Origin of the sequence: Pseudomonas sp. NPDC087336 (assembly GCF_044744285.1) — a bacterium.
GTDB lineage: Bacteria > Pseudomonadota > Gammaproteobacteria > Pseudomonadales > Pseudomonadaceae > Aquipseudomonas.
The window spans coordinates 112915-139358 of the sequence record NZ_JBIUYA010000001.1; the positions used below are offsets into that span (position 1 = coordinate 112915).

General features: G+C 60.2%; 19 protein-coding genes and 1 pseudogene. 5 read left to right on the forward strand and 15 right to left on the reverse strand.

From position 1 onward, the window contains the following. Nucleotides 1-107 precede the first annotated feature (107 nt). Nucleotides 108-1502, reverse strand: a complete 1395-nt coding sequence (locus ACIO0C_RS00525; RefSeq protein ID WP_401307325.1) for a NorM family multidrug efflux MATE transporter — start codon at nt 1500-1502, stop codon at nt 108-110. 157 nt (nt 1503-1659) lie between these two features. Here ACIO0C_RS00525 and ACIO0C_RS00530 point away from each other — a divergent pair, with 157 nt between their 5' ends. Continuing rightward, entirely contained in the window at nt 1660-2601 is a 942-nt protein-coding gene (locus ACIO0C_RS00530) for a LysR substrate-binding domain-containing protein (RefSeq protein ID WP_401306522.1), read from the forward strand. Here ACIO0C_RS00530 and ACIO0C_RS00535 read toward each other — a convergent pair. Genes ACIO0C_RS00535 through ACIO0C_RS00585 form a run of 11 tightly spaced genes read right to left on the reverse strand, consistent with a single transcriptional unit; the run spans nt 2598 to nt 19151 of the window. After that, nucleotides 2598-4112, reverse strand: coding sequence for a hypothetical protein (locus tag ACIO0C_RS00535; RefSeq protein WP_401306524.1), 1515 nt, complete (start codon nt 4110-4112; stop codon nt 2598-2600). The two genes, ACIO0C_RS00530 and ACIO0C_RS00535, sit on opposite strands and share 4 nt — an antisense overlap. Nucleotides 4113-4169: 57 nt before the next feature. Next, nucleotides 4170-4676: a hypothetical protein gene (locus ACIO0C_RS00540; RefSeq protein WP_401306527.1), complete on the reverse strand. Its 507-nt coding sequence runs from the start codon at nt 4674-4676 to the stop codon at nt 4170-4172. A gap of 4 nt (nt 4677-4680) precedes the next feature. Beyond that, on the reverse strand, nt 4681-5424 hold the full coding sequence (locus ACIO0C_RS00545) for a hypothetical protein (RefSeq protein WP_401306529.1): 744 nt from the start codon (nt 5422-5424) through the stop codon (nt 4681-4683). A gap of 33 nt (nt 5425-5457) precedes the next feature. Continuing rightward, on the reverse strand, nt 5458-7002 hold the full coding sequence (locus ACIO0C_RS00550) for an SUMF1/EgtB/PvdO family nonheme iron enzyme (protein WP_401306531.1): 1545 nt from the start codon (nt 7000-7002) through the stop codon (nt 5458-5460). Then, nucleotides 6992-8215 (reverse strand): ABC transporter permease, encoded by a 1224-nt coding sequence (locus ACIO0C_RS00555; RefSeq protein WP_401306533.1) that lies wholly within the window; start codon nt 8213-8215, stop codon nt 6992-6994. Before ACIO0C_RS00555 ends, ACIO0C_RS00550 begins: the two co-directional genes overlap by 11 nt. Continuing rightward, nucleotides 8199-8900 (reverse strand): ABC transporter ATP-binding protein, encoded by a 702-nt coding sequence (locus ACIO0C_RS00560; RefSeq protein ID WP_401306535.1) that lies wholly within the window; start codon nt 8898-8900, stop codon nt 8199-8201. Before ACIO0C_RS00560 ends, ACIO0C_RS00555 begins: the two co-directional genes overlap by 17 nt. A 10-nt stretch (nt 8901-8910) precedes the next feature. Then, nucleotides 8911-10902, reverse strand: a complete 1992-nt coding sequence (locus ACIO0C_RS00565; RefSeq protein ID WP_401306537.1) for a vWA domain-containing protein — start codon at nt 10900-10902, stop codon at nt 8911-8913. Continuing rightward, nucleotides 10902-11945 (reverse strand): hypothetical protein, encoded by a 1044-nt coding sequence (locus ACIO0C_RS00570; RefSeq protein ID WP_401306540.1) that lies wholly within the window; start codon nt 11943-11945, stop codon nt 10902-10904. The genes ACIO0C_RS00565 and ACIO0C_RS00570 overlap by 1 nt, the downstream gene beginning before the upstream one ends. A gap of 3 nt (nt 11946-11948) precedes the next feature. Then, a complete protein-coding gene (locus ACIO0C_RS00575) occupies nt 11949-14663 on the reverse strand; it encodes a putative virulence factor (protein ID WP_401306543.1) in 2715 nt (904 codons plus the stop codon). After that, nucleotides 14660-17725, reverse strand: coding sequence for a virulence factor SrfB (locus ACIO0C_RS00580; protein ID WP_401306545.1), 3066 nt, complete (start codon nt 17723-17725; stop codon nt 14660-14662). Before ACIO0C_RS00580 ends, ACIO0C_RS00575 begins: the two co-directional genes overlap by 4 nt. A gap of 16 nt (nt 17726-17741) precedes the next feature. Next, nucleotides 17742-19151, reverse strand: a complete 1410-nt coding sequence (locus ACIO0C_RS00585) for an SrfA family protein (RefSeq protein WP_401306548.1) — start codon at nt 19149-19151, stop codon at nt 17742-17744. A gap of 266 nt (nt 19152-19417) precedes the next feature. On the opposite strand from ACIO0C_RS00585, the gene ACIO0C_RS00590 reads away from it, so the two are divergent. Continuing rightward, a complete protein-coding gene (locus ACIO0C_RS00590) occupies nt 19418-20629 on the forward strand; it encodes an aldose 1-epimerase family protein (RefSeq protein ID WP_401306551.1) in 1212 nt (403 codons plus the stop codon). Nucleotides 20630-20635: 6 nt separating this feature from the next. Here ACIO0C_RS00590 and ACIO0C_RS00595 read toward each other — a convergent pair whose 3' ends face one another. From ACIO0C_RS00595 to ACIO0C_RS00605, 3 genes and pseudogenes are all read right to left on the reverse strand, one after another. Then, a complete protein-coding gene (locus ACIO0C_RS00595) occupies nt 20636-22129 on the reverse strand; it encodes a YifB family Mg chelatase-like AAA ATPase (protein WP_401306554.1) in 1494 nt (497 codons plus the stop codon). A gap of 819 nt (nt 22130-22948) precedes the next feature. After that, a pseudogene (locus ACIO0C_RS00600) lies at nt 22949-23074 on the reverse strand (magnesium chelatase domain-containing protein); the annotation flags it as partial. Nucleotides 23075-23323: 249 nt separating this feature from the next. Then, on the reverse strand, nt 23324-23584 hold the full coding sequence (locus tag ACIO0C_RS00605) for an accessory factor UbiK family protein (RefSeq protein ID WP_180202177.1): 261 nt from the start codon (nt 23582-23584) through the stop codon (nt 23324-23326). A gap of 420 nt (nt 23585-24004) precedes the next feature. Here ACIO0C_RS00605 and glnK point away from each other — a divergent pair, with 420 nt between their 5' ends. From glnK to ACIO0C_RS00620, 3 genes are all read left to right on the forward strand, one after another. Beyond that, the gene (gene glnK / locus ACIO0C_RS00610) at nt 24005-24343 is read left to right on the forward strand and encodes a P-II family nitrogen regulator (protein ID WP_002555808.1); all 339 of its coding nucleotides are present in this window, start codon (nt 24005-24007) and stop codon (nt 24341-24343) included. A 35-nt stretch (nt 24344-24378) separates the two neighbouring features. Next, nucleotides 24379-25716 (forward strand): ammonium transporter, encoded by a 1338-nt coding sequence (locus ACIO0C_RS00615; protein WP_401306557.1) that lies wholly within the window; start codon nt 24379-24381, stop codon nt 25714-25716. 216 nt (nt 25717-25932) lie between these two features. Further along, the gene (locus tag ACIO0C_RS00620; protein ID WP_401306560.1) at nt 25933-26358 is read left to right on the forward strand and encodes a secondary thiamine-phosphate synthase enzyme YjbQ; all 426 of its coding nucleotides are present in this window, start codon (nt 25933-25935) and stop codon (nt 26356-26358) included. Nucleotides 26359-26444: the final 86 nt, after the last annotated feature.

Consider the following 26444-nt stretch of genomic DNA (forward strand, 5'->3'; position numbering starts at 1 on the left):
CCACGAAAAATTGTAGGAGCTGGCTTGCCAGCGAAGGCGGTTTGACATTCAACATATGTGTCGACTGACCCACCGTTTTCGCTGGCAAGCCAGCTCCTACAGGTTTTTCATTCGGCCTGGATGGCGTCGAAATGCTCTGACACCGGCTCCCGCCGAATCATCCGCTTCATCTTCCATTCAAACGCCAGCGTCAGGGCCACCGCTGCGCAGGCCAGTCCCAGCGCCAGGCCCCACCAGACGCCCGTTGGCCCCCAGTCCAGGTGGAACGCCATCCACCACGCGGCCGGAGCGCCAATCAACCAATAGCAACCCAGGCCGACGAGGAACGTGGTCTTGGCATCCTTGAGCCCGCGAATGCAGCCCATGGCAATGGTTTGCACGCCGTCGAACAACTCGAACCAGGCCGCCACCGCCAGCAGGCTCACGGCGAGGTTGATGACATCGGCAAACGCCGGGTCGTTGTGGTCGAGGAACAGGCCGACCAACGGGTTTGGCAACAGCCAGAAGACCATGGCGAAACACAGCATCGCCGCCGCTCCGAAGGCAATGCCAACCCTTCCGGCCAGCCGGGCATCCAGTAACTGCCCGGCACCGTAATGCTGACCGATGCGCATGGTGATCGCGTAGGAAATCCCCGCGGGCACCATGAAGGCTACCGAGACGATTTGCAGGGCGATCTGGTGCGCCCCCAGTTGCGTGCTGCCCATGGTGCCCATGCACAGCGCGGCGAAGGCAAACAGCCCGACCTCCACGGCGTAGGTGCCACCAATTGGCAGGCCCAGGCGCCACAGTTCATTCAGGTACTTGCGGTTGAGCTGCCACAAGCCCTGGCGCAGTGGATAGGCGTCGTAGGCCGGGTGCCGGCGAATGTGCCACGCCAGCGCCAGGGCCATCAGGTTGGCGACAATCGCCGTCACCAGGCCAATGCCCATCAGCCCCAGTTTCGGCAAGCCGAACATCCCGGTGATCAACGCGTAGTTCAGCAGGAAGTTGGCGACGGTACCGCCCAGGCTGATGACCATTACCGGCGTTGCCCGGCCGATGGCGCTGGTAAAGCCGCGCAAGGCCATGAAGCTCAGGTAGCCGGGCAGGGCGAACGGCAAAAAGATCAGAAACTGACCGGCCGACTGGACGTTGCTTTCGGTCTGGCCGAACAGCAGCAGTACCGGCTTGAGGTTCCACAGCAGCAGGCCGGCGCCCAGCGCCATCAACCATGCCAGCCACAGCCCGGCCTGGGTCAACCGGGTGGCGCCGAGAATATCGCCGGCACCCTGACGAATGGCCACCAGCGTACCAACCGCCGCGATCACGCCGATGCAGAAAATCGACACGAACGAATAGGTCGCCGCGCCAAGTCCACCGCCGGCCAGTGCCTCGGGACTCAGGCGCGCCATCATCAGGGTGTCGGTGAGGACCATCAGCATGTGCGCCAACTGCGAGGCGATCAACGGCCCCGCCAGCCGCAGGATGGCCCAGAGTTCAATACGCGCTGGATGCTGCATGGTCATCACGCTCGTTTATCAAAGAGAACAGGAAAGCGTCGATTCTCGGCGCTCTGCGGCGATTGCACAAAGGGATAAAAAGGATGGGTAGCATGATTCAAACTCATGCTGAAGAGTTTCTGCTAGGGTATTTAAAATTGCTGTAGGAGCTTTCCTGATGTCGCGTCGTCTTCCTCCTTTATATGCCCTGCGCGCCTTCGAAGCCGCGGCGCGGTACACGTCGTTTACCCGGGCCGCGCAAGAGCTGTCGATTACCCAAAGTGCAGTCAGTCGGCATATTCGTACCCTCGAAGAGCATTTTGCCTGCCGCCTGTTTCACCGCAGTGGTCGTAATCTGCAGCTGACCGAATCGGCGCGGTTGATCCTGCCGGGCATTCGTGACGGTTTCACCGCCCTGGAGCGCGCCTGCAATACCTTGCGCGCCGAAGACGACATCCTGCGCATGAAAGCCCCGTCGACCTTGACGATGCGCTGGTTGCTGGCGCGGCTCAGCCGTTTTCGGCACCTTCAACCGGGCAATGAAGTACAGCTGACCAGCGCCTGGATGGACATCGACTCGGTGGACTTCAATCAGGAACCGTTCGATTGCGCCGTGATCCTCAGCAACGGGCATTTCCCGCCAGACTGGGAGGCTACTTTGTTGTTTCCAGAGGAACTGATTCCGGTGGGCGCGCCTAACCTTCTGAACGATCAGCCTTGGGACGTCGCACGCCTGGCCAGTACCGAACTGCTCCACCCAACGCCCGACCGTCGCGACTGGCGCAGTTGGCTGGAGCGCATGGGCCTGACCGATCAAGTCTCACTAAAGGGCGGTCAGGTGTTCGACACGCTGGAGCTGGGGATGATCGCGGCCGCCCGAGGCTATGGGGTGTCCATGGGCGATTTGTTGATGGTGGCTGAGGATGTAGCGCAGGGACGTCTGAGTTTACCGTGGCCGACGGCGGTCGCCAGCGGTGAAAATTATTACCTGGTCTGGCCGAAAACCCGCCCAGGAGGTGAGCGTTTGCGCCGCCTCAGCGTTTTCCTCCTGGGTGAGGTTCGGGCCATGGAGTTACCGGCGGTCGAGCACTTGGGTCACCTCAATTCAGCATCAAGCTAGTTGCACTTGGCATTGCTGGAGACTTCCTTGCTCGCCTGTTTCAACAGGTTACCCAGCTCAGCCGCATTGGTGCTGTTGTAAATCCGACCTCCGGTGTTTTCAGCGATACAGCGTGACGGGCCGCCAGCACCGATTTTCACCACGTTGACCCGAAGGCGCGGTTGTTCCCTGGCGATTCGACGGGAAACCGCGCAAACGTCCTGCCCGCAACCGTCTTCGCCGTCGACAAACATCACGATAACCGCATCGTTATTGCGCCCGTCGACGGTACTCGCCGCGTGGGCCAGGCTGTCGGCCAGCGGTGTGCCGTCGTCCGGAACCAGGCCTCGAATCCCGTTGATCAGCCGCGGGCGATCGCCGAACTTGTACATACCCCGGTCCGGTGTTCTTTCGCAGCCGGCGAAGGTGATCAGGCGTGTGTCGATCTTCGGGTCCAGCCCGTTGATCATGCCGGCCAGCGATTCCTTGGCGACGTCCATGCGGCTGGGTTTGGCGGTGAGCCGCATGGTGCGGTTCGGGTCCAGGAGCTTGTTGATGTCAGGACCGTAGAACCAGTCCTCGTCGGCTTTCACTGACTTGATGTTCAAATCCATCGAGCCCGAAGTGTCGAGCACCACCACGAACTGTGGGACCTCTGACTTCGGCGCTGTTTTGCGGCATGCGAAGTTGTCCAGCGTCGGGGCTGGTGGCGGGGCCGCCACTTCCGGTTTTGGCGGTGGAACCGGTTTGGGTGGCGGGGTCGGCTTGGGTTCCGGTGCGGGTGCGGGTGCGGGTGCGGGTGCGGGTGCCGGTTTGGGTGGCGGGACCGGCTTGGGTTCCGGTACCGGTACTGGTTCTGGCGTGGGTTCTGGCGGCGGAACAGGTTTCGGTTCCGGTTCCACGACAGGCGCGGGGACAGGCTCAACCGGCTTCTCAACCGGTTTCTCGACGGGCGTAACCACCGGCGCTACAGGCGCTACAGGCGGAACCACGACAACCGGCTCTCGGTGCAGGAACCACCAGAGCCAGAGCGCCAGAAGCAGCAACAGCAGCGCGAGCAAGGCCGCCGCGAGCCACCAGCCACGTCGCGACGGCGCTACGACCGGTGCCACCGGAATCACTGGCGGCACGATCGGTTTGGGCGGACGCTGGTTCCAGCGCACCACCAAAGGTTCACCGTTGAGGCTGTAGAGTTTGTCCAGCTCAGGCGCGCCGAGCAGGCTGCGCAGGTCATCCGCTTCCGTCGGTTGACCGCGTTTTTGCAGTTCATCCGCCAGCTGTCCGAGGGACGTCTGACGCACCTCATAGGTTTCCAGCAAACGTCGTTGCGCGTCCTCTTTGAGATCGGCATAAGGCGTGGGTTGGCCACCCAGTTCCGTCCACCATTCCAGCACGTCGCCGCTGCCCATCCGCGGGATGGCAAACAGACTGGCGACGGTCGGCGGAAAGTGTTTCTGGATGAGGGCGACTTTGGCTTGCAGCGCACTCATCCCCTCCGATGTGGCTTGCGCATCCCTGATGACCCGCTGCATGACGACGATTCCTGAAAAAGTGCAGGCATCCGTCGGGATGCCCTGCGGGGTGAAAAGTTACTCTTCGTAGCCAAGGCTGAATTGCAGCTGGTTGACCTTCTTCTGCAACGTTTTCAGCTCTTGCTGCCTGGCCGCCAGTGCCGCTGGTGTTGATTTGGCCGTTGGCGCCACTTGCGTAGCCTTGAGCTGCTTCTCGAGGTCGGCAATCTGCTTCTGCACCTGGGCTTCATTGCCGCGCCGGGCCTTGAGCGAGTTCAGCAGTTGCGTCAGCGACTGATTCAGCGCCGCCTGGGATTTCTGCTGGCTGGCCAGATCGGTCTTGGTGCTGAGTTGCTGGGCCTGAATGTTCTCGTACACCTGACGGAACATTGCGTTTTGCTTTCGGGATTCGCTCAGGGCCAGTTCCTTCTGCTTGACCTGATCACTGTAACCACCGGAGTAGTCGCAGTTCATCTTGGTCAGCATGCTGCTGTCGCGATTGGTTGCATCGCACTCGCCCGGCGTGGTCGCGCAACCGCTCAGGGCCAGGATGGCAGTGATGACCATCAGTTGTCGTAGCGTCATGTGCTTAGCCCAGGGTGATTGCGGAACGTTGGCTGTACAGAGCGTCGACTTCCTTCTGCAGGCTGACGACTTTCTGGTTCATTCTCTGAATGTTCATCTCCACTTGCCGGATCTCGGCGCTGGAGCCTTGTGAACGCTCGGCGTCTGCCACTTTTCGGTACTCGGTAACTTTGGTACGCATGTTGGCAAGGTCTTTGCGCAGGCGCGCGATGTCTGAATCGATCCCGGCGATTTGCGCCTGGGCCCTGCTCTTGTCGACTTTCTTGTTGGCGATGTCCTTTTTGATCTGGGCAATTTGCGCACGGTCATCATTGATCACTTGCTGAGCGGTCGCCGTCCGGGCGATCACGTTCTGCGTGTCTTGTTCGACATCGCTGTTCATCTTCGCCAGGCGGGTGGTGGTGTCGGCGTATTGGGCGCGACGTTGATCCAGGTAATAGTTCGCGCCCATGGCCACGCCACACGCGGTGATACCGGCGGCGATGACGCACACGGTTTTGTTGCTGCTGTTGGACAGCGCGCAAGCGAGGATGCCGACACCGGCGCCGACGGCGCAGGCCTGGTATCCGGACTTGCTGAAGAACTCTGCGTCATTGCCCTGGGTCAGGCGCGGGTCGGCACCTTCGCCTTCGCCTTCGCCTTCTCCGAGCATGGAGCTGCCGGTGTTGGCGCAACCGGTCATTAGCAGGCTGCTGGCGACTACGAAAGCGATCTGTAGTTTGAAGCGAGTCCAAAGGCTGCGCGACATGGTGAAACTCCTACGTAACGGGTTGACGCATTGTTATTGAGTGACGGTTTTGCAGCTGTTCAGCCAGGCTGCAGTGTCGATTTTCTGCTTTTGCAGGAACGCTTTCTGATTGGCCCAGTGCGTGCGCAAATAAGGCTTCAGGTCTTGCAGCTGCTTGTTGCGGGTGATGATTTCTTCCATCACCGGGACTTGTGTTTCAAGCAGTGGCTGGCCGTACAAGGTAGCCGATTCCACCAGGCTGCTGGCGTAGTAACGGCTGAGTTTGTGCAGGCGGTCCTTTTGCTCCTCGAGCTTGCCTTTACGCATGTCGCAACTGGCGTCTTTGTCCGCACCTTCGCAATTGAGCTTGTAGTTCTTTTGCAGGAAGTCCACGTACTGGCCGTCGTCGAGCATCTTGGTGCACAGGAACGCACCCAGGTTGAGGCTGGCGCGGATCGCCTGGTCGCGGGTTTCTTCCTGCTGCTGGTTACTCGCGCGCAGCTGGTTCTCGAGGGCCTGGAGCTTTTCCTTGAGCGCTTTGTCTTCGACGCCCGAGGCGAGGCTGTTCAGCGATTGCACGGTGCCTTTGTCGGCCGATTCGGGTTCCTGGCTGCCGGTGCCGAGTTTCTTCCAGCTGCTCTCGATGCTGGCGACTCGTTCGCGAGAGGTGAGGGTCGGGGAGACCAGCACCAGTCGCAGGCCGGTGGTCTTGTTTTTCACCTGGCCTTCGGCATTGTAATACGGTTCTTCCTTACGTAATGCAGTACGCAGGTCGGCCTGCGCAGTCAGGAAGTTTGCGCCACGGACGATGTAGCCACCGGCCTGACCGTGCTGGCGGTCGAGTTTGTTCAGGCGAAACGGCTCGAACATCATTTCGTCGACGTTGCCGAGCATGTCATGCAGGCCCAGCGGGTTGGGCTTTTGCAGACCGGTCAATTGCACTTTGCCATTAGACGATTGCGCCCCGGCGAACCACTCGTAAGCGTTGATGCCTTCTGGCATTGGGTAGTGCGTGTCGCGGAATTCAGCAGCACCGACTTCCAGCCCGCCGCGCGCGGCGAACTCCCACTCGACCTCCGTCGGCAGGCGCAGGAAACCCAAGGCGCCGTCTTCCTTTGGCAGTTTGCCGGCGGCGTTTTTGCGCAGCCACAGGTTGTACTTGTCGGCGGCATCGATGGCTTGCACCCAACTCACCGCCGTTTGCGGCAAGCGCATCCTGGTGGCGGCGGTGGGGCAGGTCGCTTCGGTCAGCGCGGCGTATTGCAACTGACTCATCTCGTACTTGGCCATCAGGTAGTAGCGGGACTTGTCGTTCTTGGCCCCGGTAAAACTGCCGGCGATAAAGGTCGGTCGGGTCTGCTCGACATAGCCGTATTCCGCGCCGTCCTGACCGATGTTGATCGGGTAGTCATCCAAGGGACCGGCGACCGGAATGAACACCTTGCGAAACACCATCGAACCTTCGCAGGGCATCGGCAGCACAACGTCGCCAGCCTCGGGCATCGGGTTGTAATACTTTTCTTCCCAGCCCGCCGCCGATGCGTCGAGCAAGTAGCCGAGGCTCAGGGGTAATAGCAAGCCAAAACGTTTATAGCTCACGCAGACTCTCCGCAGGTTGGATGTTGATGGCTCTCAGGGCACCGATCATGGCCACCAGTGCGGCGACCAGGAAGGTCAGGAGCAGGGCGGCGACGCCATGCCAGACGGTGATGTGGCAAACGAAGGTGCCGGTGGCCTGGCTGCCGCCGAGCAGGTAGTCGAACAAATGACTGCCCACGGCATAAGACCCCAGTCCGCCCACGTAGCCGGCCAGACTCAGCACTAGCGCTTGCAGGACCACGAAACCGCCGACGGACCTGCGCTTGAAACCCAGCAGACGCAGGACCGCCAGGCTTTTGCGTTTACGGTCGATGTTGGCCAGGAACGCGCCGACCATGGACGCCACGCAGCCGATCAGTGCCGCTACGGCGATCACACCGAAGATCAGCCCCAGCACATGGTTGATGGCTTTGACGTTGTCGATGTCGGCCAGTCGGCTCGACGTTTCGATGTGTTGTTCATTGAGCCAGTGTTCCAGCGGCGCGACTTGATCGATGTCGCGCGCATACACGCGGGCGCGGGCATACAGCGGTTGTAGATTATCCTGAGGCTTACCGGTGGTAATGCCGAACTCACTGACCTGATAACCGTCGCGAAAGCGCTCCAGATCCAGCAACAGCGGCGGGGCGACAAAACCGGCGGCGCGACCGAAGCGGGCACCATCGAGCACGGCCAGTACCGTCAGCGTCATCTCGCCGCGTTCATTGACACCTTCCAGGCGGCGCAAGGCCCGCAGCTGCACACTGTCGCCAGCCTTGGCCTGCAAGCGTTGCGCTGCGCTGGCGCTGAGGATCACTTGATTGCCGACGGGGGTAAGTGACGCCAGATTCAGTTGTGGGTCGCCGGGCTCAGTGGCGATGATTTCCGCGCCTTCGACAAACCGTTGCATGCCGATCAGCAGGTCAGCCTGAGTATTGAGCGAGCGGGTCTGGCCGAGGGCAAAACCGGTCTCGGGGCGTTGGCGCAAACGCTCGATCCAGGCCGTGTCGTAGTTGCCGTTGCTGAGCATCTTCACTTCAAGGTTGCGCGGGTCGCGCAGCAGTTCGTCCTGCAGCTGGCTGACCACCCCGTGTTTGAGCCCGAACAGCAACAACAACGGCGCGATCACCGCCACCAGGGAGGCGGCGATACACAGTGAGACCTTGCGGTCGTGCCACAGGTCTTGCAGTGCCAGTGAGCCCAGCAGGCACAAGCGATCAGTCCATCGGTTCAAACAGCGTCTCCCCTTGATGGCTGATAGCGCCAAGTCGCGGCAAGCCGAAATCCTTCAACAAAGCCCAGTCATGGGACACAACGAGCGCACTCAGGCCCATGCTCGACACCAGGCTCAGTAGCAACTCGAACAAACGCCGTGCACCGTGAGGGTCGAGCGCGGCGGTCGGCTCATCGGCCAACAGCAGCAGCGGTTCATGGGCAATTGCCCGAACGCAGGCAACGCGCTGGCGTTCGCCGATCGACAAGGCCTGAGGGTGTTTATCCAGCAACCCTTGCAGGCGCAACACGTCAACGGCGTGGTCGATGTGATTGCTCTTGGCCGGCATCCCGAGCAAACGGCGCGGCAGGCTAATGTTGTCGCGCACGCTCAGGAACGGCAGCAAGCCGCCGCTCTGCAAAATGAATCCCAAATGCCGTGAACGCACCGCTGCCAGAGCAGGCTGGTCGTCAGTGGCCAGCAGTTGGGCAATATCCTGGGCGTGCGTCGGGCCCAGCCGAAAGCGCTCGAGTTCTACCGGCGCGAGCAACAGGCCGATGGCTTCGAGCAACGTGCTTTTGCCGCTGCCGCTCTCACCGGTGATGGCGAGGATTTCCCCGGCGCGGACCTGCAAGTGCGGTAGTCGCACATGATGAGCCTGTGCGCCTTCACCACGGCGCACCAGCAGGTTCTTGATATCGAGCATGGGCGTCTCGTTAAGGCATCATTTCCAGCGGTACGGGGTAGACGTTGTCCCGCGCATCACTGTCTTTGGCTAAAGCGACCCAACGGTCGACATCAGCGTTGTAACGCTGGTAATGCCGCAGTTTGGTGTTCAGCGTGCGGATGAATTTTTCTTGTGCCAGACCATCCCAGCTCTTCCAGGTCTCTTCATCCAGGTTCAGCACTTCACTCTGATAAGGCAGGTCTTCGAGGTATTCACCGAGGACGCCCATGTCCGCCAGCTTGGCATTGCTGTTCTGCTTGAGCTGATTGGGATCGGCGCCCATGGTCGCCGCCACCGAGCGCAGGCGATTGAACATGTCCGTCGGCGAAATCAGGCCTTCGTTGGCGGCATCGAGAATCTGCTTCATCACGTCGCTCAAGTCGCTGAGCTGTGACTTGGTCAGCAGCACCCGCACGTCGGTGGTCGGGATGTTCTGCTTGATCAGGTCGCGGTCGGTGATCCATGCCTTGAACACTGGCGGGGCTTTGCTGTTGGTCTTCTCGCCAAGATAGGCGAGTTGCATGGCGTGGCCTATCAAAGCCGCGTCTTCGAGCATTTTTTTATCGGCCGGGTCCTGCTTGGCGTTCGCCGCGCTGCCAATGGCGTCTTCGCCCATGTAGGCGGCTTTGACTTGTGTCGTGATCGCTGCGGCCAGTGCGTCAACCTTGCGCCCGAATTCCTGCACATCGCCAGCGTTCACCGGGTAGTACAGCGAAGTGTTGGTGCCCGGGTAGGTCGACAGGTTCTTGTATTGCGCCTCGGCCTTGGCGTGGTCCTTGGCTCCGGCCGGGGTTTTCAGGTGCAGGGTGTAAATCGCCACACCCGGGTTGGCGGCTTCGATACGCACCTGTGCAGCGCTCAAGCCGGTCTTCGACAGCTTGTCGTCGCCTTCGATGGCGCCCGCATCGGTGATCAGCACCACGTATCGTGCGCCGAACTGGTTCCAGTCGACCTTGTCGATGCTCTCCATGACGCCGGCAAACGAGTCTTCATCGAAGCTGCTGCTCGACACGGTGGCCTGTTTGAGGTCTGCAATTTTGGCGAAAAAGTCGGCGCTGTCTTTCACCTTGGTAGGGTCGGCGTACATCTTGGTGGTGTATTCCAGCCCCGGCACCGCCTGGGTGTTGGAGCGGAAAGCCACCAGGCCGAACTTGACCTGCTTGCCGAGATTCTGCGCTTCGATCTTCTGGTAAACCTTGCGGATCGCTTCGCGGGTGCGGTCGATGTAGGGGTCCATCGAGATCGTCGAGTCGATGACAAATACCACGGCCGCACTGAATTCCTTCAGCTGGTTGGCTTTTTTCTCTTCGGCTTCCTTGCTGCCGGCGGCGCTGCCTGCAGTGCCGCCCTTGGCGTTCTTGTCATCCGGCTTGCTGACGGAGGCGACGTTGAGCAGGCGCGTGCGGAAACCGCTTTCGGTCATGACTTCTTCGCCACTGAGCACCGGCAGCAGGTAAAACTGCTTTTGCAGGTCGACGAAGTATTCCGGTTCTTCAGCCAGTACGCCCGGTGCTTGCTGGCCCTTTTTCAGCGTGGCCCGCAGCGGCGCAACTTTGCTGACCGGATCCGGTGCATCAAGAATGCCTTCGACGGTGGCGCGGTCCTTGAAGAACAGCAGCCGGTCGCGGTTGGCCGGGTTAGTGAAGGCCAGCGTCAGCTGCATCTTCCAGTCGGTGGTGCAGCTGGCAGGCAGCCAGCCAATGGTTTTGCCATAGCTGTCGGGGCCGACTTTCAGCCACTCGATGTTGTTCGCTTGGGTGCGCTCGTACACATAAAAGCGGCTGAAGACGGGTGGTGCGTCGCCTGCCGCACCGCCCGCCGTCGGGCTGACTTTGCAGCCCGGCGTGGTCAGCACGCGTTGGAACAGGGTCTTTTTACCGGCCTGGATCAGCGGTTTGTCATCGGCCTGGGACAGCGGGCTGATGCACAGTGCCAGTAATGCGGCACCGCTCAGCAGGAATCGACTCAGGGGCGAACGCATCACTTCTGCAACTCCTCGAAGCGCTGCTTGGCTTCGGCGTTGTTCGGGTCCTGGGTCAGGATGGTTTCATACCAGTAGGCGGCGGTGGCGTTGTCCGCGGCCGGGAAGCACTCGCTGGCCTTCAGGTATTTAGGGTCGTATTCGCGGGCATAGGCGTTGGCGATCAGCGCGTCACCGGCCTGGGCACGGTTGGCGTACAGGCGCTGGGCGACGCCACAGTGCTTGCTGGCCTTGGCCTGGTTGATGATCTCCAGCAATTTGGCACTGTCGGGCGCCGCCTTGATGCAGGTCTGGACGAAGGTCAGCTCGGGCAGGCTGTTCATGCTGTCGAGGGTACAGGCTTGAGCGTCGGCGCCGGCAGGTGCAACGGATGCGGCGGGAGTGGCTGCAACCGCAGGGGCCGGGGTGCGTTTGTAGAACCAGAATCCGCCGCCCGCCGCCAGCAGCAACACCACAATCAACAGACCGATCAGGCCTTTATTGCTTTTTTTCACCGGTGCGGGAGGCGGCGCGTAGGCGGGCTCGGTCAGCACCGACTCCAACTCCACTTCTGGCTCGGCGGTGGACAGGGTCAGTTCAGGCAGATCCGGGATCTCCAGGATCTCCGGTGCCGGTGCCGGTGCCGGTGCGCTCGGCGCCGTCAGTTCGGCACTGCCGTAGGTCGAACGTGTCTGGCCGCCGGCCGTGGACGGCAGCAAGCCAACGCCAGGGCGAACCACGCCTTTATCGGCATGACCGTGGTTCTGTTCGCGCAGTTCGATCTGGAATTGTGAGTTGGCGACGCCTTCCAGCAGCGGGTCGACCACGTCCGGACCGACCTGCGCCTCCAAAGCTTCGTCGTTGGCCGTGAGATTGAAACGCGAGACCTTGAACCAGAATGGATTGTTGCTCCAGGCCTTGTGGTCCTGAAGGTAAAAACCGTCCTGGTTGCGCTGAATGGAAAACTCCAGCTGTTCCTCGCCACCCTGCCATTTCTTCACAGTGAGGCGGGCCTGGCCAGGCACATTGGGCTCTAACGCGAGCAGGTCGACACGAATTGGCATTGCTTATCTCGCTGCGAAGGCTGTGAGCACTTGGCCCAGCCGTTCGTTCTGTTCAGGGGTGATTTCACGTCCGGCACCATGGCCGGCATTGTCCTGCGTGATGTAGGCCAGGCCCGAGAGCCAGTCGCCCAGGTACCGTTGCGCCTGATTCGACGGTTGCGCCGGCAGTTCGGGCACTTGTCCCGGGCCAATGTCGGTGTAGAACGAAAACAAAGGCGCCTTGGCTCCGGTGCGGCTGTTCGGGCGCTCGTTCACCGGCTTCTGGAGGTAGCCGAACCAGGACACGAAATCGCGCAGTACGCGCTGCACTTCCAGTACCTGGCGCTCGACCAGTTGATCGCGCCGCGCGCCACTTTGTGCGCGCTTGAGGACGGCGCGGCTCAGTTGCCCCGGCAAGTCCTGGCGATAGCCGGCGGTGATCAGTTCATCGACCACCGCTTCCAGCAAAGCCTTTTCCAGCCCCAGCAGGTTGAGCAGGCTTTGCCGGGTGGTCAGTTCCCGCAGGTGCGCGATCCAGGCCTTGAAGGCCGCTTTGGCAAAGCGATGCTCATTGCTTTGCAACTCGGGCGCCGGGGTGCCGGTTTTGTTGCTCGCCGGCGTGCTGTCGGGGCTCAGGTCGTCACCGAAATCGAAGTCGAAACCGGCGTCGTTGCCGTACAGGCTCTGGCTCGGCGTCGGGGCGACCGGTTCGTCGGTCACGGCCCGCTCGTCATCGCTTTCATACACGCCGCTGAGGTACAAGTCGCGCACCTCTTCGCTCGGCATGTCGAGTTGATCGATCAATTCGCCAAGCACTGCCGGGCGACGGCCCAGGCCCGTCAAAATCATTTGCGCCTTGGCTTTCTTGGCGGCTGCGGCGCTGTCGTCGTCAGCGTGGTACCAGGTGCTCAGGCCGTGAGTGGTCAGGCCTTCGAGGCATTCGCTCAATTGCTCGCGGATGCGCTGCAATTTGAATTCGATATTGGCCACGCCTTTGAAACTGCCGCTGAAGTGGCTGATGCCACCGTCATCGTTGCGCAGCATTTCTGTCCAGGCGTTGGCCGGGTCCTTGATGTGTTTACACACCAGGGCGTTGCTGGCGAAGCTGGTGCCCAGCGCACTGACACGTTCCTGATAGAGGGCATTGAGGCCGGTTTCCGCACCGGTCGCGTCTTGCCCGATGAACGCCGCGTCCATACGCGGTTTGCGCACCAGGTAGGTGTTCTGGAACGGTGTGCCGGCCCAGTCGTTCATCCAGCTCAGGCTGCCGAAACGCTCCAGCATGGTCAGCTTGATCATGCCGTTCCAGCTCTCGTCGTACTGATCAGGCGTCAGGCTCAGGGAGTTGGTGATGCGCAGGTCGAGCATGGTCAGCGCCCAGATCAGGCCAGTATCGCGCTTGCTACGAGCGGCCGAGTCGGCGCCTTGGGTTTTTTCGATCCAGCGGGTCAGCACCGGGCCCACGTCGTTGACGTCGCTCTGTTTGGTCGAGCCTGTGCACACCACCAGCGCGTTCATTTCCTGGTTGTCGGTGTACCGTTCGAACAGGTAGGCGACCTTGCCGCGCAAGATCAGCTGGGAAACGGAGTTGTCCTTGGCGGTGGACTCAGGGTCGTTGGAGTCGGCGATCTCGTGCAGTTTCTGGCGCCCGCGATAACCGGGGAAATCCAGCAGGTCGACCTGATTGACGATGTCATCTACCGGCGCTTCGATCAGGCGGAAGGTCATTTCGGCGGTCAGTGCCGCCAGTTGCGCGACCGCAATTGCCTGACTGTTTTGCAGGCGATCGCCAACCAGTGGTCGAACATCGATCGGCAAGTCCAGCGGGCTGCCGAAGCGTTCGAGGATGTCGACGTTCATGATGCTGTCGCGCTGGCTGTAGGTGTCGTTGTCGAAACTCACCAAGGCCTTCAGCGGTGCGAACACGGTCTCTGGCAGACCCAGCTTGTGCAGCGCGCCGGCCAATTGCTGGTACACGCGCGTCAACTCGCGTTGCTCACCCCAGAGAATCGAAAACAGCTCGGCCCGTTCCTGGAAATTCAGGCGTGGCGCCAGTTGCAACGCTTTGGGCCAGTACAGGTGCTCAAGCTTCTTCACCGAATTGCGGAAGTTGTCGCGCAGATAATCCCACAGCGACACCAGATCGTCGGCGTTGACGCCCGCTTGCAGCGGCCCGGTTTCGCGGCCTTCGAACGGTTTGAGCACGCGCTGGATGCGCTCTTCATCGATCTCGTAGGAAATCCGTTCAAGGTCGAAATCCTTGAACCAGGCGTTGGCGAGAATCTTCGCCAGCTCGATTTCCTTGAACAGCGTGAGTTCTACCGGGAAGTCATTGTCCTGACTTGCCGTCGCCCGACGGCTGAAACGCGTTACCAGGCCGGTGGCTTCCTTGCCACCACCCACCGGGTTGATGTGCTTGATGAAGTCCAGGCGCTGGTCGCCGAACTCGGTTTCCAGTTTGCCGTTCTGACCGGCGGCGAGGGCCGAAATCAGGTAGGACTTGCCGGCCTGGGACAAGCCGAAAAAGCCAATGGTCATCGGCGTGCAGGCCACGCGACCGAGGCTTTGGGCCAGGTTGCGGGCGCGGTGCAGGCGGATGTTCAGGTTGTCGGCTTCGCTGTCCAGGCGCGGTGCATTGCCGCGTGTCTGGCCAATCCAGTCCAGCGCCTGACCGGCGCCTTCATAAACAGCGGCCCAACTGGCAGAGAGCTGAGTTTGATCGGGGGTCAGGTCATTCATTTGCGTTTCACACTTCCACTGTCGAGCCAGTATTTGGTCTCGCTCAGGCCGGCGTCGAGCATGGTGTTGAGCTCCAGCTCGAGGTCGCTGCGCGGATTGAAGTTGACGTTGTTACTGTTGGATTCGATGTCACGAACCGAGAGGCGGTCGCTGACCAGATCCTGCTTGCGGGTGTATTTGTCCGCCGGTTTGACCTCAAACCGCACCTTGAGCAGCGGCGCGCTGCCGTTTTCACCGATTGCGCGGGAAAACTTCTCCCGACCCGCCTTGGTGAACCGCAAGGTATACAACGGCGAAGCGGCCCAGCGTTCAGCGGCCAACTGGCGGAAACCGAGGCGCAGATCGCCGCGCATTTCCAGTTGTGGCGTGTCGGCGGTGTCGCCAACGCCAATTACCGGTAGCTTGATTTTGTAGTCTTCGGACTGGATATCGCGGTACAGCACGTCGGCATCCTTGATCACGTTGTTCAGATCGATGACGCCGATGTGCTTGACCGTCGAATACGGCTTGAGCGCCGATGCCCGGAAGTAGAAGTTCGGTACGCTGTGGTTGGCGCACAACAGGCAGAGCATGGCGCCGACCGAGGCGGTGCTCTTCGGGTCGTCGATCCGGCCGTTCTTGTGAAACGGATACCAGCCGCCGGTGCGGTAGTTTTGCAGCGCCAGAATGCGCCCCGGTGGCAGCGGCAGCACCTTGCGAATGAACGCCTGGATGCCGGGCAGGCGCGAAGGGCGGCCGGTCAGCAGCAAGACATCGCACGGGTAATGCGCGACCACTTCACATAGCGCACCGAGGATCTTGGTGATGTTGATCTGGTCGTTGAGGAACGCGGCGTGGAGCTTTTGCAGGTCGAAGCTGATCGGCGCGGCATACAGGTCGAAACCGCTCTGAGCGCCGACATCACGACGCACGGCGGCATTGACGTAGTCGAGCACGGTCTGGCTGATTGCGTTGTCACCGAGCAAATGGCGGTAGCTTTGCGGGATGACTTCTTGCGGGACTTGCGGATCGTAATGCTCGTACGCCTTGAGCAGCGCCAGGCCCAGCGGGGCGAACACCTGGAGGTTCAATTGCTGACGCAGGATCATGTCCTGGGCACTGACCGATTCATCGCCACACAGCCGTGACATCAGTGAATTCGGGGCCTTGACGCCAGCGTTCTGCAAGGCTTTTTCGAAACTCGGCAGGATGAAGTCCTGAATCACATCCAGCAGGATGTCGTCGCCGGCCACTTTGAAGCCATCGCGAAAACGCTGTTCGGGCACGATGTGCACATTGCTGCCGCTGCCGGTATTGCCTGCGCGGTCGAGACGATAGTCGGTGATCACCAGGTCGGTGGTGCCACCGCCGATGTCGATGGTCGCGAGGGTGATTCGTTGGCGGTCGGTCTTGTCCGGCCGGGCGATGGTGTCAAAAAACTCTTCCGGGTGACCGGCGAAGTTCTCGTTGACCTCGGTGTACAGGTAAACCAGCTGGCCGCAGGACGCTTCGTCCCATTCCACACGGATACTCGGGATCGGCGTGCGCGGGCTGACGGCCTGGTCCTGATGTGGGTCTTCCTCACCGGCATGCCAGCCGAGGCTTTTCCACACCAGACCGATGGCTTGCAGCATGCGTTCGTTGAGAATGCTGCGCTCGGCCTGCGGCATGCCCGGCGGCACAGTCAGGGTAATGCTGTTGAGCTGGCGCGGCACGCGGGTGTGACCCTGGCGCGAGCGCTGGGCCGGGCTGTTGATTTGCGACAGCGCCTGGGCCAGTACTTCGGCGAGCATGAAGGTCATTAGCGAGCTGCGTGAGTAACGCGGCATGAACACCGGCAAACGATCGTCTTCTTCGAGGCTATAAAGTGCCTCGCCGGTTTCGTTGATCAGGTGCGAAAACGGCGCGGCGGTGGCAAACGGTTCATTGTCGGTCTTGATGTACGAACAGTTGAAACGCCAGCCGTGGCCATAGGCGTTTTCGTCCCACAGATAGCGTTTCGGGCTGGACAGGCCAGTGGAGCCTTCGGTGCCGCGACGACGACTGGCCAGACGACCGGCCTCATTGCCGACACGGGCAATCGTCGCCCATTGGAACGCATCGTGACGACCACTCTTGACCGAACAGTGGTCCTTGCCGAAATACGCCTGGGCGAATTCCACGCGGCTTTCGAACGGCAGGTTGTAGGTGTGTTCGGGGGTGATCAGGTCGCGCAGTTCCAGCACGTAGTTCTGCTTCAGTCCGGAGCCGGCCTGACCGTGGTTTTCAATCAGGATGCCGCAGGTGCGCGAGTTGCCGACGTCCAGCACCAGGTCCACCGGAATCGGTTTGACCAGGCCATTGCTGTCGTTGGCAACCACTTTGAGCTCGGGGATTTCAACTTTCGCCCCGGCCTTCGACTGCTGGGCGGCTGACGGTTTGCTCAACAGGCTGAGCAAGTTGAGGTAGTGCGCCAGGTGATGGTTGGCGCGGATGTCGATGTCCAGTTCTGCGCGAGAACGGTGGGCATTGCCCTCATTGAACACTTCCAGCAACCACTCGTTGACCCACGGCTGCGCCAGAAACCAGCGGGTTTCTCTAGCCTTGGTCGCCAGTTTGAAAGACACGCCGGAGCTGATGTCTTCTTCATTTGGCGCCAGATAGGCAGTGCCGTCACGCTTGGGCATCACACGGCTGTCGAACGCCATTGTCAGGCGGTGGGTATTACCGTCGATGTCGGGAGTCGCCAGTTTCACCAAGCGCATGCGCGACCAATTGCTCGGACCTTCGTCGAAACGATGCGGTGGCATGAAGCGGAAAAACGGGATCGGCAGCCAGATACCGTCGAGCAAATCGAGGCTGCTTTTCATGTCGACACTGAACGCGGGTTTGGCTTTTTCGACCTTTTCCGGTTCGGGTTCATAGAAAAAGAAGTCTTTCTCTTCGTTGTACGCCAGGCGGCAGATCAGGCCGCTGATCATCGGTGCGAACTCGCCCGCCGGCTCCTTGCGCGGATCCAGGCACAGGGCGAAATCCATGAACTGGATGCCGGTGTCGCTGACCAGCGTGACGGTGTCTTCGAATTGAGTGACTTCTGGCAACATGTCAGGTTATTCCGTTTTATTCGGCCACTTGCCGCATGGACATGGGGAATTGTTCTTTTCCGTAACCGCCGGTGCAGTCCGCGATCGTGGTCGCCCCTTTGCTGCAGTTGACCTTGGGCATCTCGTAAGTGCTGCCATCGGCGCAAACGGCCTGGCCCTGGCTGTCGATGGCCAGGCTGCCACCCTTCATAGTAGCGCTCACCGGCCCACTGCATTTCGAACCGTCGGCCTGGTGGACGGTGACTTGGCCCTTACCGTCCTTGAGCTGGTATTCCAGACGCAGCGGTTTGCCGGTTCGGCTGTCCTGTATCCCGGCGCCTGCGCTGTACTGACCATCGAGAAACTTGGCGGCACCGTCGGCGGCGTCTGGCGGGATGCTCAGGGGCGGGCCGGGTTTTGCGGCGGCGGATTTTTCTGCTTCGGGCGATGTGACATCCGGCGGCGCGGTTTTGTTTTCTGGTGGCTCAGTTTTGTTTTCTGGTGGCTCAGTTTTGTTTTCGGGTGGCGCAGTTTTGTTTTCAGCTGCCGGGTCTATGGCCGGGTCTTTGGTCAAGTCGGCGGGTGCCATGTCAGCCTCGTTACCCTCGACGGCCGGCGTTTCCACACCCTGCGTTCCGGTCACGGCGGTGCCGGTTCCAGTGGTGGAGCCTACAACGGTGCCTGTCACCGGGACGCCATTGAGCGTCGTGACATTGCCGGTCAGTGGTGGCTCTTCCAGTTGTTTTTCCACCGGTACAACGCCCTTAGGCAGCAAATCTACCGCCACCAACGGAATCGGGACGCACCCTCGCAGGCCGAGCAACAGCCACAAAAGCAGCAGCAGGAGCGGCAGCAGCAACAGCCACCACCAACGACGCCACCACGGACGGGCAACCACTGGCACGACAGGCGCAACAACAGGCGCTTCGGCCACGGGTGGCAGCGTGAACGCGGGCGGGACCTGATAGAGGCAGTGCAGGGGATCGCTATTGCCGGTACCGGCATGCTCGAAACCCCAGAACGTCAGCACCGGTTTGCCTTGCACCAGGTAGACGAAATTTTCGTCCGGGAAATGAATCACGCGCTTGAGTAGCTTACCGAACACGGCTTTGTCGCCTTGTTGCTGTTCGGCGGAGTCAGTACCCAGGAAGCGCTGGCTCAATTCTTCGAGCGCGGTCTTCAGCGCTTCAAGCTGGCGGCGGGCAGGGGCGCGTTCTTCTTCGGTCGCGCTGCTCCACGGAATCACATCACCGTCGAGGGCGCTGTACCAATCGATCTGGTTGCCGAGTTCATCACTTTGAGGGATGGCCAAATGATCTACCAGATCGGGATTCTTGCGGCGAATGGCTTCGCGCAATTGCAGGGCTGCCCGGTAGACCGGTTGACCTGTTTCGCCGAGGGCAGTGAATGACCCGCTCTTACCGCTGCGTAATAGTGCCCCGCGCATTCAAACTCCATACGATCCGTTGCGCAAAAATGACAGACAAATGTGCCTGTACCTGCTCCTGCATTTGGCAAGCGACCATGATGCCATAATGGTGTCGCCGTCAAGCTGCCGGAGGTTCAAACCTCATGAGACTAACGTAAGCGTGCGGAGGTTGCATAAGGTCAATTTTAATTGGCTCTGGAAGGCTGGGGGATGCACTTTTTAAGCTTGCTGAATCGTTTCATCAGCGCTATAAAAAATGCACAACTCCAAGAAAGGCTTTCCCCATGTCCCCGCTCAAACTCCTCGTTGTCCTTGGTGCGCTGTCCGCCTCCCACGCCATGGCTTGGGATTACGTCCTGCTCGACAGCGACAAAGCCGCGCAAAACTGGCAGATCACCAGCCAGCAACTCGGTGTGAAAACCGACCAACCCTTCTCCGTGACACTTCGAACCTTGCACGGCGGTCGGCAAGAGGGCACCAGCATCGTCGACATCGATAACGGCACGATGAAGCTCTCGGTGGTGCCGACTCGCGGGATGAACGTGCTGCAGGCCTCGGTCGGTAGCGTGCGCATGGGCTGGGATTCGCCGGTCAAGGAGGTGGTCAATCCGTCTTTCATCGAGCTCAATGGTCGCGGTGGTCTGGGTTGGCTGGAAGGTTTCAATGAGCTGGTCACCCGCTGCGGCTACGAATGGGTCGGCCACCCCGGCGTCGACAACGGCGAACTGCTGACCCTGCACGGTCGGGCCGCCAACATTCCTGCGAACAAAGTCACCCTGCACATCGATGAAAAACCACCGTACGCCATCACCTTGCGCGGCGAACTGAAAGAGCAGGCGTTCAAGAAAGTCGACTTCTCCGTGGCGACCGAACTGGTCACCGAACCCGGCAGCGTAACGTTCGCTCTCAACGACACCCTGACCAATAACGGTGACTATCCGAAGGAATACCAGGCGCTGTATCACAGCAACTTCAGCACGCCGTTCCTGGAGCAGGGCGCCCGCTTCGCCGCACCGGTGAAACAGGTCTCACCGTTCAACGACAAAGCCAAAGGCGATCTGTCGGACTGGCAAACCTACCGCGCACCGACCAAGGACTACGACGAGACGGTTTACAACGTGGTGCCGTATGCCGATGCCAAGGGTGTTACGTTGACCGTGTTGCATAACAAGGCCGGCAGCCTGGGGGTTTCGGTCGGCTTCAACACTCAGACATTGCCCGTTTTCTCCCTGTGGAAAAACACCGATACCCAAGGCCAAGGCTATGTCACGGGGCTGGAGCCGGGAACAAGTTTTTCCTACAACCGCCGTTATCAGCGGCCACTGAACCTGGTACCGACAATCGGGCCGAAGGAACACAAGCAGTTCCGCATCAGCTACAGCTTGCTGGCGGATAAGGCGGCTGTGGATAAGGCCTTGAAGCAGGTGAGCGAGATTCAAGGTGGGCGGGAGACTGAGGTGCGGCAGACGCCGTTGGTCGATCTGAACAAGGGGTGACGCTGGCTAGAGCGTTGTCGGCCGATATTGCAGCGCCTCGGCCAAATGTTCGCGTCTGATGCCGTCGGCTTGTTCAAGGTCCGCCAGCGTGCGTGCGACCTTGAGCAATCGATGGGCTGAACGCAGGGAGAGATTGAGCCGTTCACAAGCGGTTTCCAGCCAGTTTTCATCTACTGTGGATAACTTGCAGTGCTTGCGCAGCCCCGGCAGATCGAGAAAGGCATTGGCACAGCCCTGACGCTTCTGTTGGCGCTCGCGTGCCTCGGCCACTATCAATGCAGCGCTGGCGCTGTCCTCTCCCGGTTTCACGGGTGGATTCAGCGCCGTGGCCTCCCGTGCCACGGTCAGGTGCAAGTCGATCCGATCCAGCAGCGGGCCCGACAGCTTGTTGCGGTATCGTTGCACCATGTCAGGTGTGCAGGAGCAGCGCCCAGTGGGTTCGCCAAGATATCCACAGGGGCACGGATTCATCGCCGCCACCAACTGGAACCGCGCTGGAAACCGCACGCGATCCTTCGCCCGGGAAATCACGATATACCCGGACTCCAGTGGCTCTCTTAACACCTCAAGCACCCTGCGTTCAAACTCCGGAAGCTCGTCCAGAAACAAGACGCCATGGTGAGCGAGGGTGATCTCGCCCGGCTGCGGTTTCGAGCCGCCGCCCACCAGCGCAGGCCCTGAGGCGGAGTGGTGGGGCTGGCGAAACGGCCGATGCGGCCAATGGCTCAGCGGTACGCAACTGGTGACCGATTGGATCGCCGCCACCTCCAGTGCTTCGCTTTCCGCCAGCGGCGGCAGTAGCCCCGGCAGGCGACTGGCCAACAGCGTTTTCCCGGTTCCCGGCGGCCCGCTGAACAGAAGGTTGTGCGCACCTGCGGCGGCAATCAACAGCGCCCGTTTGGCTGCCTGCTGACCCTGCACTTCATTCAAATCGGGATAGGGTTTGCTGGCGTAGAGCAAACCATTGGAGACATAGGGCTCGATCGGCGTATGCCCATTGAAATGCGCAACCGCCTCCAGCAAATGGTCCACCGCAATCACTTTCAAGCCCGACGCCAGGCACGCTTCCTCGGCATTGGCCCGCGGCACCACCAACGACCGCCCGGCCTTGCGCGCCGCCAATGCTGCGGGCAATACACCGCGCACGGCCCGAACCGCGCCTGACAGCGCCAGCTCCCCAAGGCACTCCACATCATCGAGCGTCAGCGTCGGCACTTGCACGCTGGCCGAGAGAATCCCCAGCGCAATCGCCAGATCGAAGCGCCCGCCATCCTTGGGCAAATCCGCCGGCGCCAGATTCAGCGTGATGCGCCGTGGCGGAAACTGCAGCCCCGAATTGATGATCGCGCTGCGCACCCGGTCCTTGCTTTCCTTCACCGCTGCCTCGGGCAGGCCGACCATGGTCAGCGATGGCAAACCATTGGCCAGATGGACTTCAACGGTGACAGCGGGGGCATCCACGCCAATCTGGGCGCGGCTGTGGACGATGGAGAGGGACATGGTCGTTCCTTGAGATGACGGGGGCCGCTTCCTGCGGTTTCAACAGCGTAGTCGGACGGCGCGAAACAAAAAGGATATGAAATAACGTGAAATATCACCGGATGTAACGACTCGTTTATGACCGGCGCCACAATCGACTACAACTCTATCTTCGAGCCTTCTCCCTGTTTGACGCCTCCTGTTTCCAGCAGTATGTGGTGGCTTGGTAAGCCCTGAAATGGGGCGTTTTCAAGGAGGATTTACACTGAAAATGTTGACTAGTGGCTGGCATTAACGGATCCTCATTTTTGAGGACTGCAACTGCGCATTCGTCGGGACTGGGCACCAGCAAAGGCCCCCCCGCATTTTTGGCAGCAGAGAAAGCTGGTTTCTCTGAAGTAGTGACGACGGGCTAGCCTGTCGGATTCTGAACCCAAGGTCGCAAGGCTGGGAGCTAAAGAATCGCTGCGACTACTCCTCAAAAATACTGAAAAGGCGTCCATTGGACGCCTTTTTTTTATTTCTGATTTGGTGCTGTTCGTGGTATCTGCCCGACCAACGTGCCATGCGCACGCTTTTGCGGGTACCAAGTCACTATGTAATAACCAAAGCCTGTTACGCGCTCGTGTCTCGGCTCGAGGATCAGTGTTCCCATGGATGTCCTCAACACTGCGATCCGGTTTCCGCCTCGCTGTTCTTTGAGTTCGCAGTAGATCTGCGCTCCAGGAACTATCATTTTCGACAGAAGAGCTGCTACCCCGTCGCCGCTATGAAACGGCCTCGATAGTCTCGCGAATAGGCGAAGGCGTTAATGCTGTAACGAAGGGTTGGCGCGTGTTAGCCCAAGCTCTGCACATTATTGAGCGTCAGCGTCGTCACCTGCACGCTTGCCGAGAGAATCCCAAGGGCGATCGCCGGATCGAAGCGTCCGCCATCCTTGGGTAGGTCCCCCGACGCCAGATGCATATCTTGGCTGTCCCTTATCAGGCAAGAAGCCTACAGGCACTGGTGTGGACTGATAAATCAGGCCGGAGAGCTGCTTTTTGTAGGACCGTGCCGAGATAGTTGAAGGACGTCGGTGAAAGAGCGTCGATGGCCTTGCGGTATCTACAGGGGTGGTCTGTCCAGTGTGGGATGGCAGGTAGACCGAGGCGACTCCATTCGCGGGCAAGCCCGCTCCCACAGGGGATCGCTTTTCACAGAGTAATAGGTGTGTTACTCGGCAGGTGGAGTGAGCTTCGCTTCCAACTCCGCTACTTTCGCCTCAAGAGCCTCCAACCGTGCCCGCGTGCGCGCCAACACCACCATCTGGCTATCGAATTCTTCGCGGCTCACCAGATCCAGTTTGCTGAATCCGCTCTGCAACAGCGCCTTGAACTGGCTTTCGATTTCGCTTTTGGGCAGTGGAGTGTCGCCGCTGAAGAGGCGGGAGGCGGTGCCTGTCAGGGCGTCGAGGAAGTCTTTGGGCGCGAGCATGGGAAATGTCCTGGTAGCAATGGCAGGCAGTGTATCACGCAGTGTCTATAGTCAATTCCGTGGGCAAGGGATGCACGCTTTTCGCGCATGGGGACGGACGGTGGCGCACCGTTGTTGTGCGTAACACGTCGGGTGTTGTTGTGAAGTGGTCGCGATCTGTTGGCAAAGGCTTGAAATTAAAGTGTTTTGTGGAGATGGCAAGCTTTCTGCTTAGATGCTGGTAACCCATGCACTGATGCAGTCGCTGTGACGAATGCAGTGCGCCAGGCGAAACGCGGGGAGTGTTTCGCAAGGAGCGGTTAGCTGGCGTCGGACGGGCAGGTAAGGCCGACGATGCGTTACAAAGCCAGGCACTGCGCTTAGACTTGAGACGGGTTTGTTTTCCTGGGGCAAGTCCACCAAATTCGGGAGAGAGTTTTCATGAAGCTAGTCACTGCCATCATCAAGCCGTTCAAGCTGGACGACGTGCGCGAGTCGTTGTCCGAGATCGGCGTGCAGGGCATTACCGTTACTGAAGTCAAAGGCTTCGGTCGGCAGAAGGGTCACACCGAGCTGTATCGCGGCGCTGAGTACGTGGTCGATTTCCTGCCAAAGGTGAAGATTGATGTCGCCATTGACGACAAGGATCTCGACCGGGTTATCGAGGCGATAACCAAGGCGGCCAACACCGGCAAGATCGGGGACGGCAAGATCTTCGTGGTCAATCTGGAACAGGCGATTCGCATCCGTACCGGCGAAACCGATACCGACGCAATCTAAGCCGCCACAAACCCAACGCCCCAGGAGAAAACAAAATGACTCTGCGTAAATTCGCAGGGCTAGGAGCCCTGTTGTCCTTCGTAATGCCCTGCCTGGCCATGGCGGCAGACGAAGTGGCGGCCCCAGTCCTCAACTCCGGCGACACCGCCTGGATGATGACCTCGACAGCCCTCGTGCTGTTCATGACCATTCCCGGCCTCGCGCTGTTCTACGGCGGCATGGTTCGCTCCAAAAACATTCTTTCCGTGATGATGCAGTGCTTCGCCATTACCGGTCTGATCAGCGTCCTGTGGGTCATTTATGGCTACAGCATTGCGTTCGACACCACCGGCATGGAGCAGGGCGTCGTCAACTTCAACTCGTTCTTCGGTGGCATGGGCAAGGCCTTCCTCGCCGGTGTCACGCCATCCAGCCTGACCGGCCCTGCGGCGCTGTTCCCTGAGGCGGTGTTCATCACCTTCCAGATGACGTTCGCCATCATCACTCCGGCGCTGATCGTTGGTGCTTTTGCCGAGCGTATGAAATTCTCCGCGATGCTGATCTTCATGGGCATCTGGTTCACCCTGGTGTATGCACCGATCGCGCACATGGTCTGGTCCGGCAACGGCGGCCTGATGTGGGATTGGGGCGTGCTGGACTTCGCCGGTGGCACCGTAGTGCACATCAATGCCGGTGTGGCTGGTCTGGTTGCCTGCCTGGTGCTGGGCAAGCGCAAAGGCTTCCCGACCACGCCGATGGCGCCGCACAACCTGGGTTACACCCTGATGGGCGCGGCCATGCTGTGGGTCGGCTGGTTCGGTTTCAACGCCGGTTCCGCTGCGGCGGCCAACGGCACTGCCGGCATGGCAATGCTGGTTACCCAGATCGCTACCGCCGCCGCTGCTCTGGGCTGGATGTTTGCCGAGTGGGTCACCCACGGCAAGCCAAGCGCACTGGGCATCGCTTCGGGTGTGGTTGCAGGCCTGGTAGCCATTACCCCGGCCGCTGGCACCGTAGGCCCGATGGGGGCTTTGGTGATCGGTCTGGCTGCAGGCGTGGTGTGCTTCTTCTGCGCGACCACCCTGAAACGCAAACTCGGCTATGACGACTCCCTGGACGCCTTCGGCGTGCACGGTATCGGCGGTATTCTCGGCGCGATCCTGACCGGTGTGTTCGCTGCACCGGCCCTGGGTGGTTTCGGCACTGTCACCGATATCGGTGCGCAAGTCTGGATTCAGCTCAAGGGCGTGGGCTTCACGGTGATCTACACCGCGATCGTCACCTACATCATCCTCAAGGTCCTGGACGCCGTCATGGGCCTGCGTATCACCGAGGAAGAAGAAGCGGTCGGTATTGATCTGGCGCTTCACAACGAACGCGGCTACAACTTGTAAGCACGCGCATGAAAAAAACTTGCCCGGCTTGCCGGGCATTTTTTTGTCTGGAATTTGTCATTGAAGGGTGAGCTGAAAGGTTTTTTCCTACAGGTTTTACGATGTTTGCGTCGGGTATATTTGTACGGCCGAAGGCTTACAGGAATGAGGGATGATCAGGGCCTTTGTTTTTTCCCAGAGCGCGCTAGAATGCGCCCCGGACGTGCGGAGAACTGTATGTGGCAACAGACTCTGATAACCCTTCGGGCGAGGCCCCGGGGCTTTCATCTGGTAACGGACGAGTTACTCGCCGGCCTGCCTGAACTCAAGGCGTGTCGGGTCGGTCTGTTGCATTTGTGGATACAGCATACCTCGGCGTCGTTGACCATCAACGAGAACGCCGATCCGGCGGTCCGTCGCGACTTCGAACGATTTTTCAATCGTCTGATCCCACAAGGAACAGACGGCTATGAGCATAACGACGAAGGCCTGGACGACCTCCCGGCGCACTTCAAGGCCAGCGTGCTTGGCTGTCAGCTCAGTTTGCCGGTTTCGGCGGGCCGACTGGCATTAGGGACCTGGCAAGGCGTTTACCTGGGCGAGCACCGTGATCATGGCGGTGCCCGTAAAGTCCTCGCCACCGTGCACGGTGAAGGGGCATAACCGCTGGTCAGCAGCGGCTGTTGATTTTTTTCCGGCGGCCTTCGACAGAGGGCAAAGCTGGGCTATAACTAATCTGCTTTTCGCAA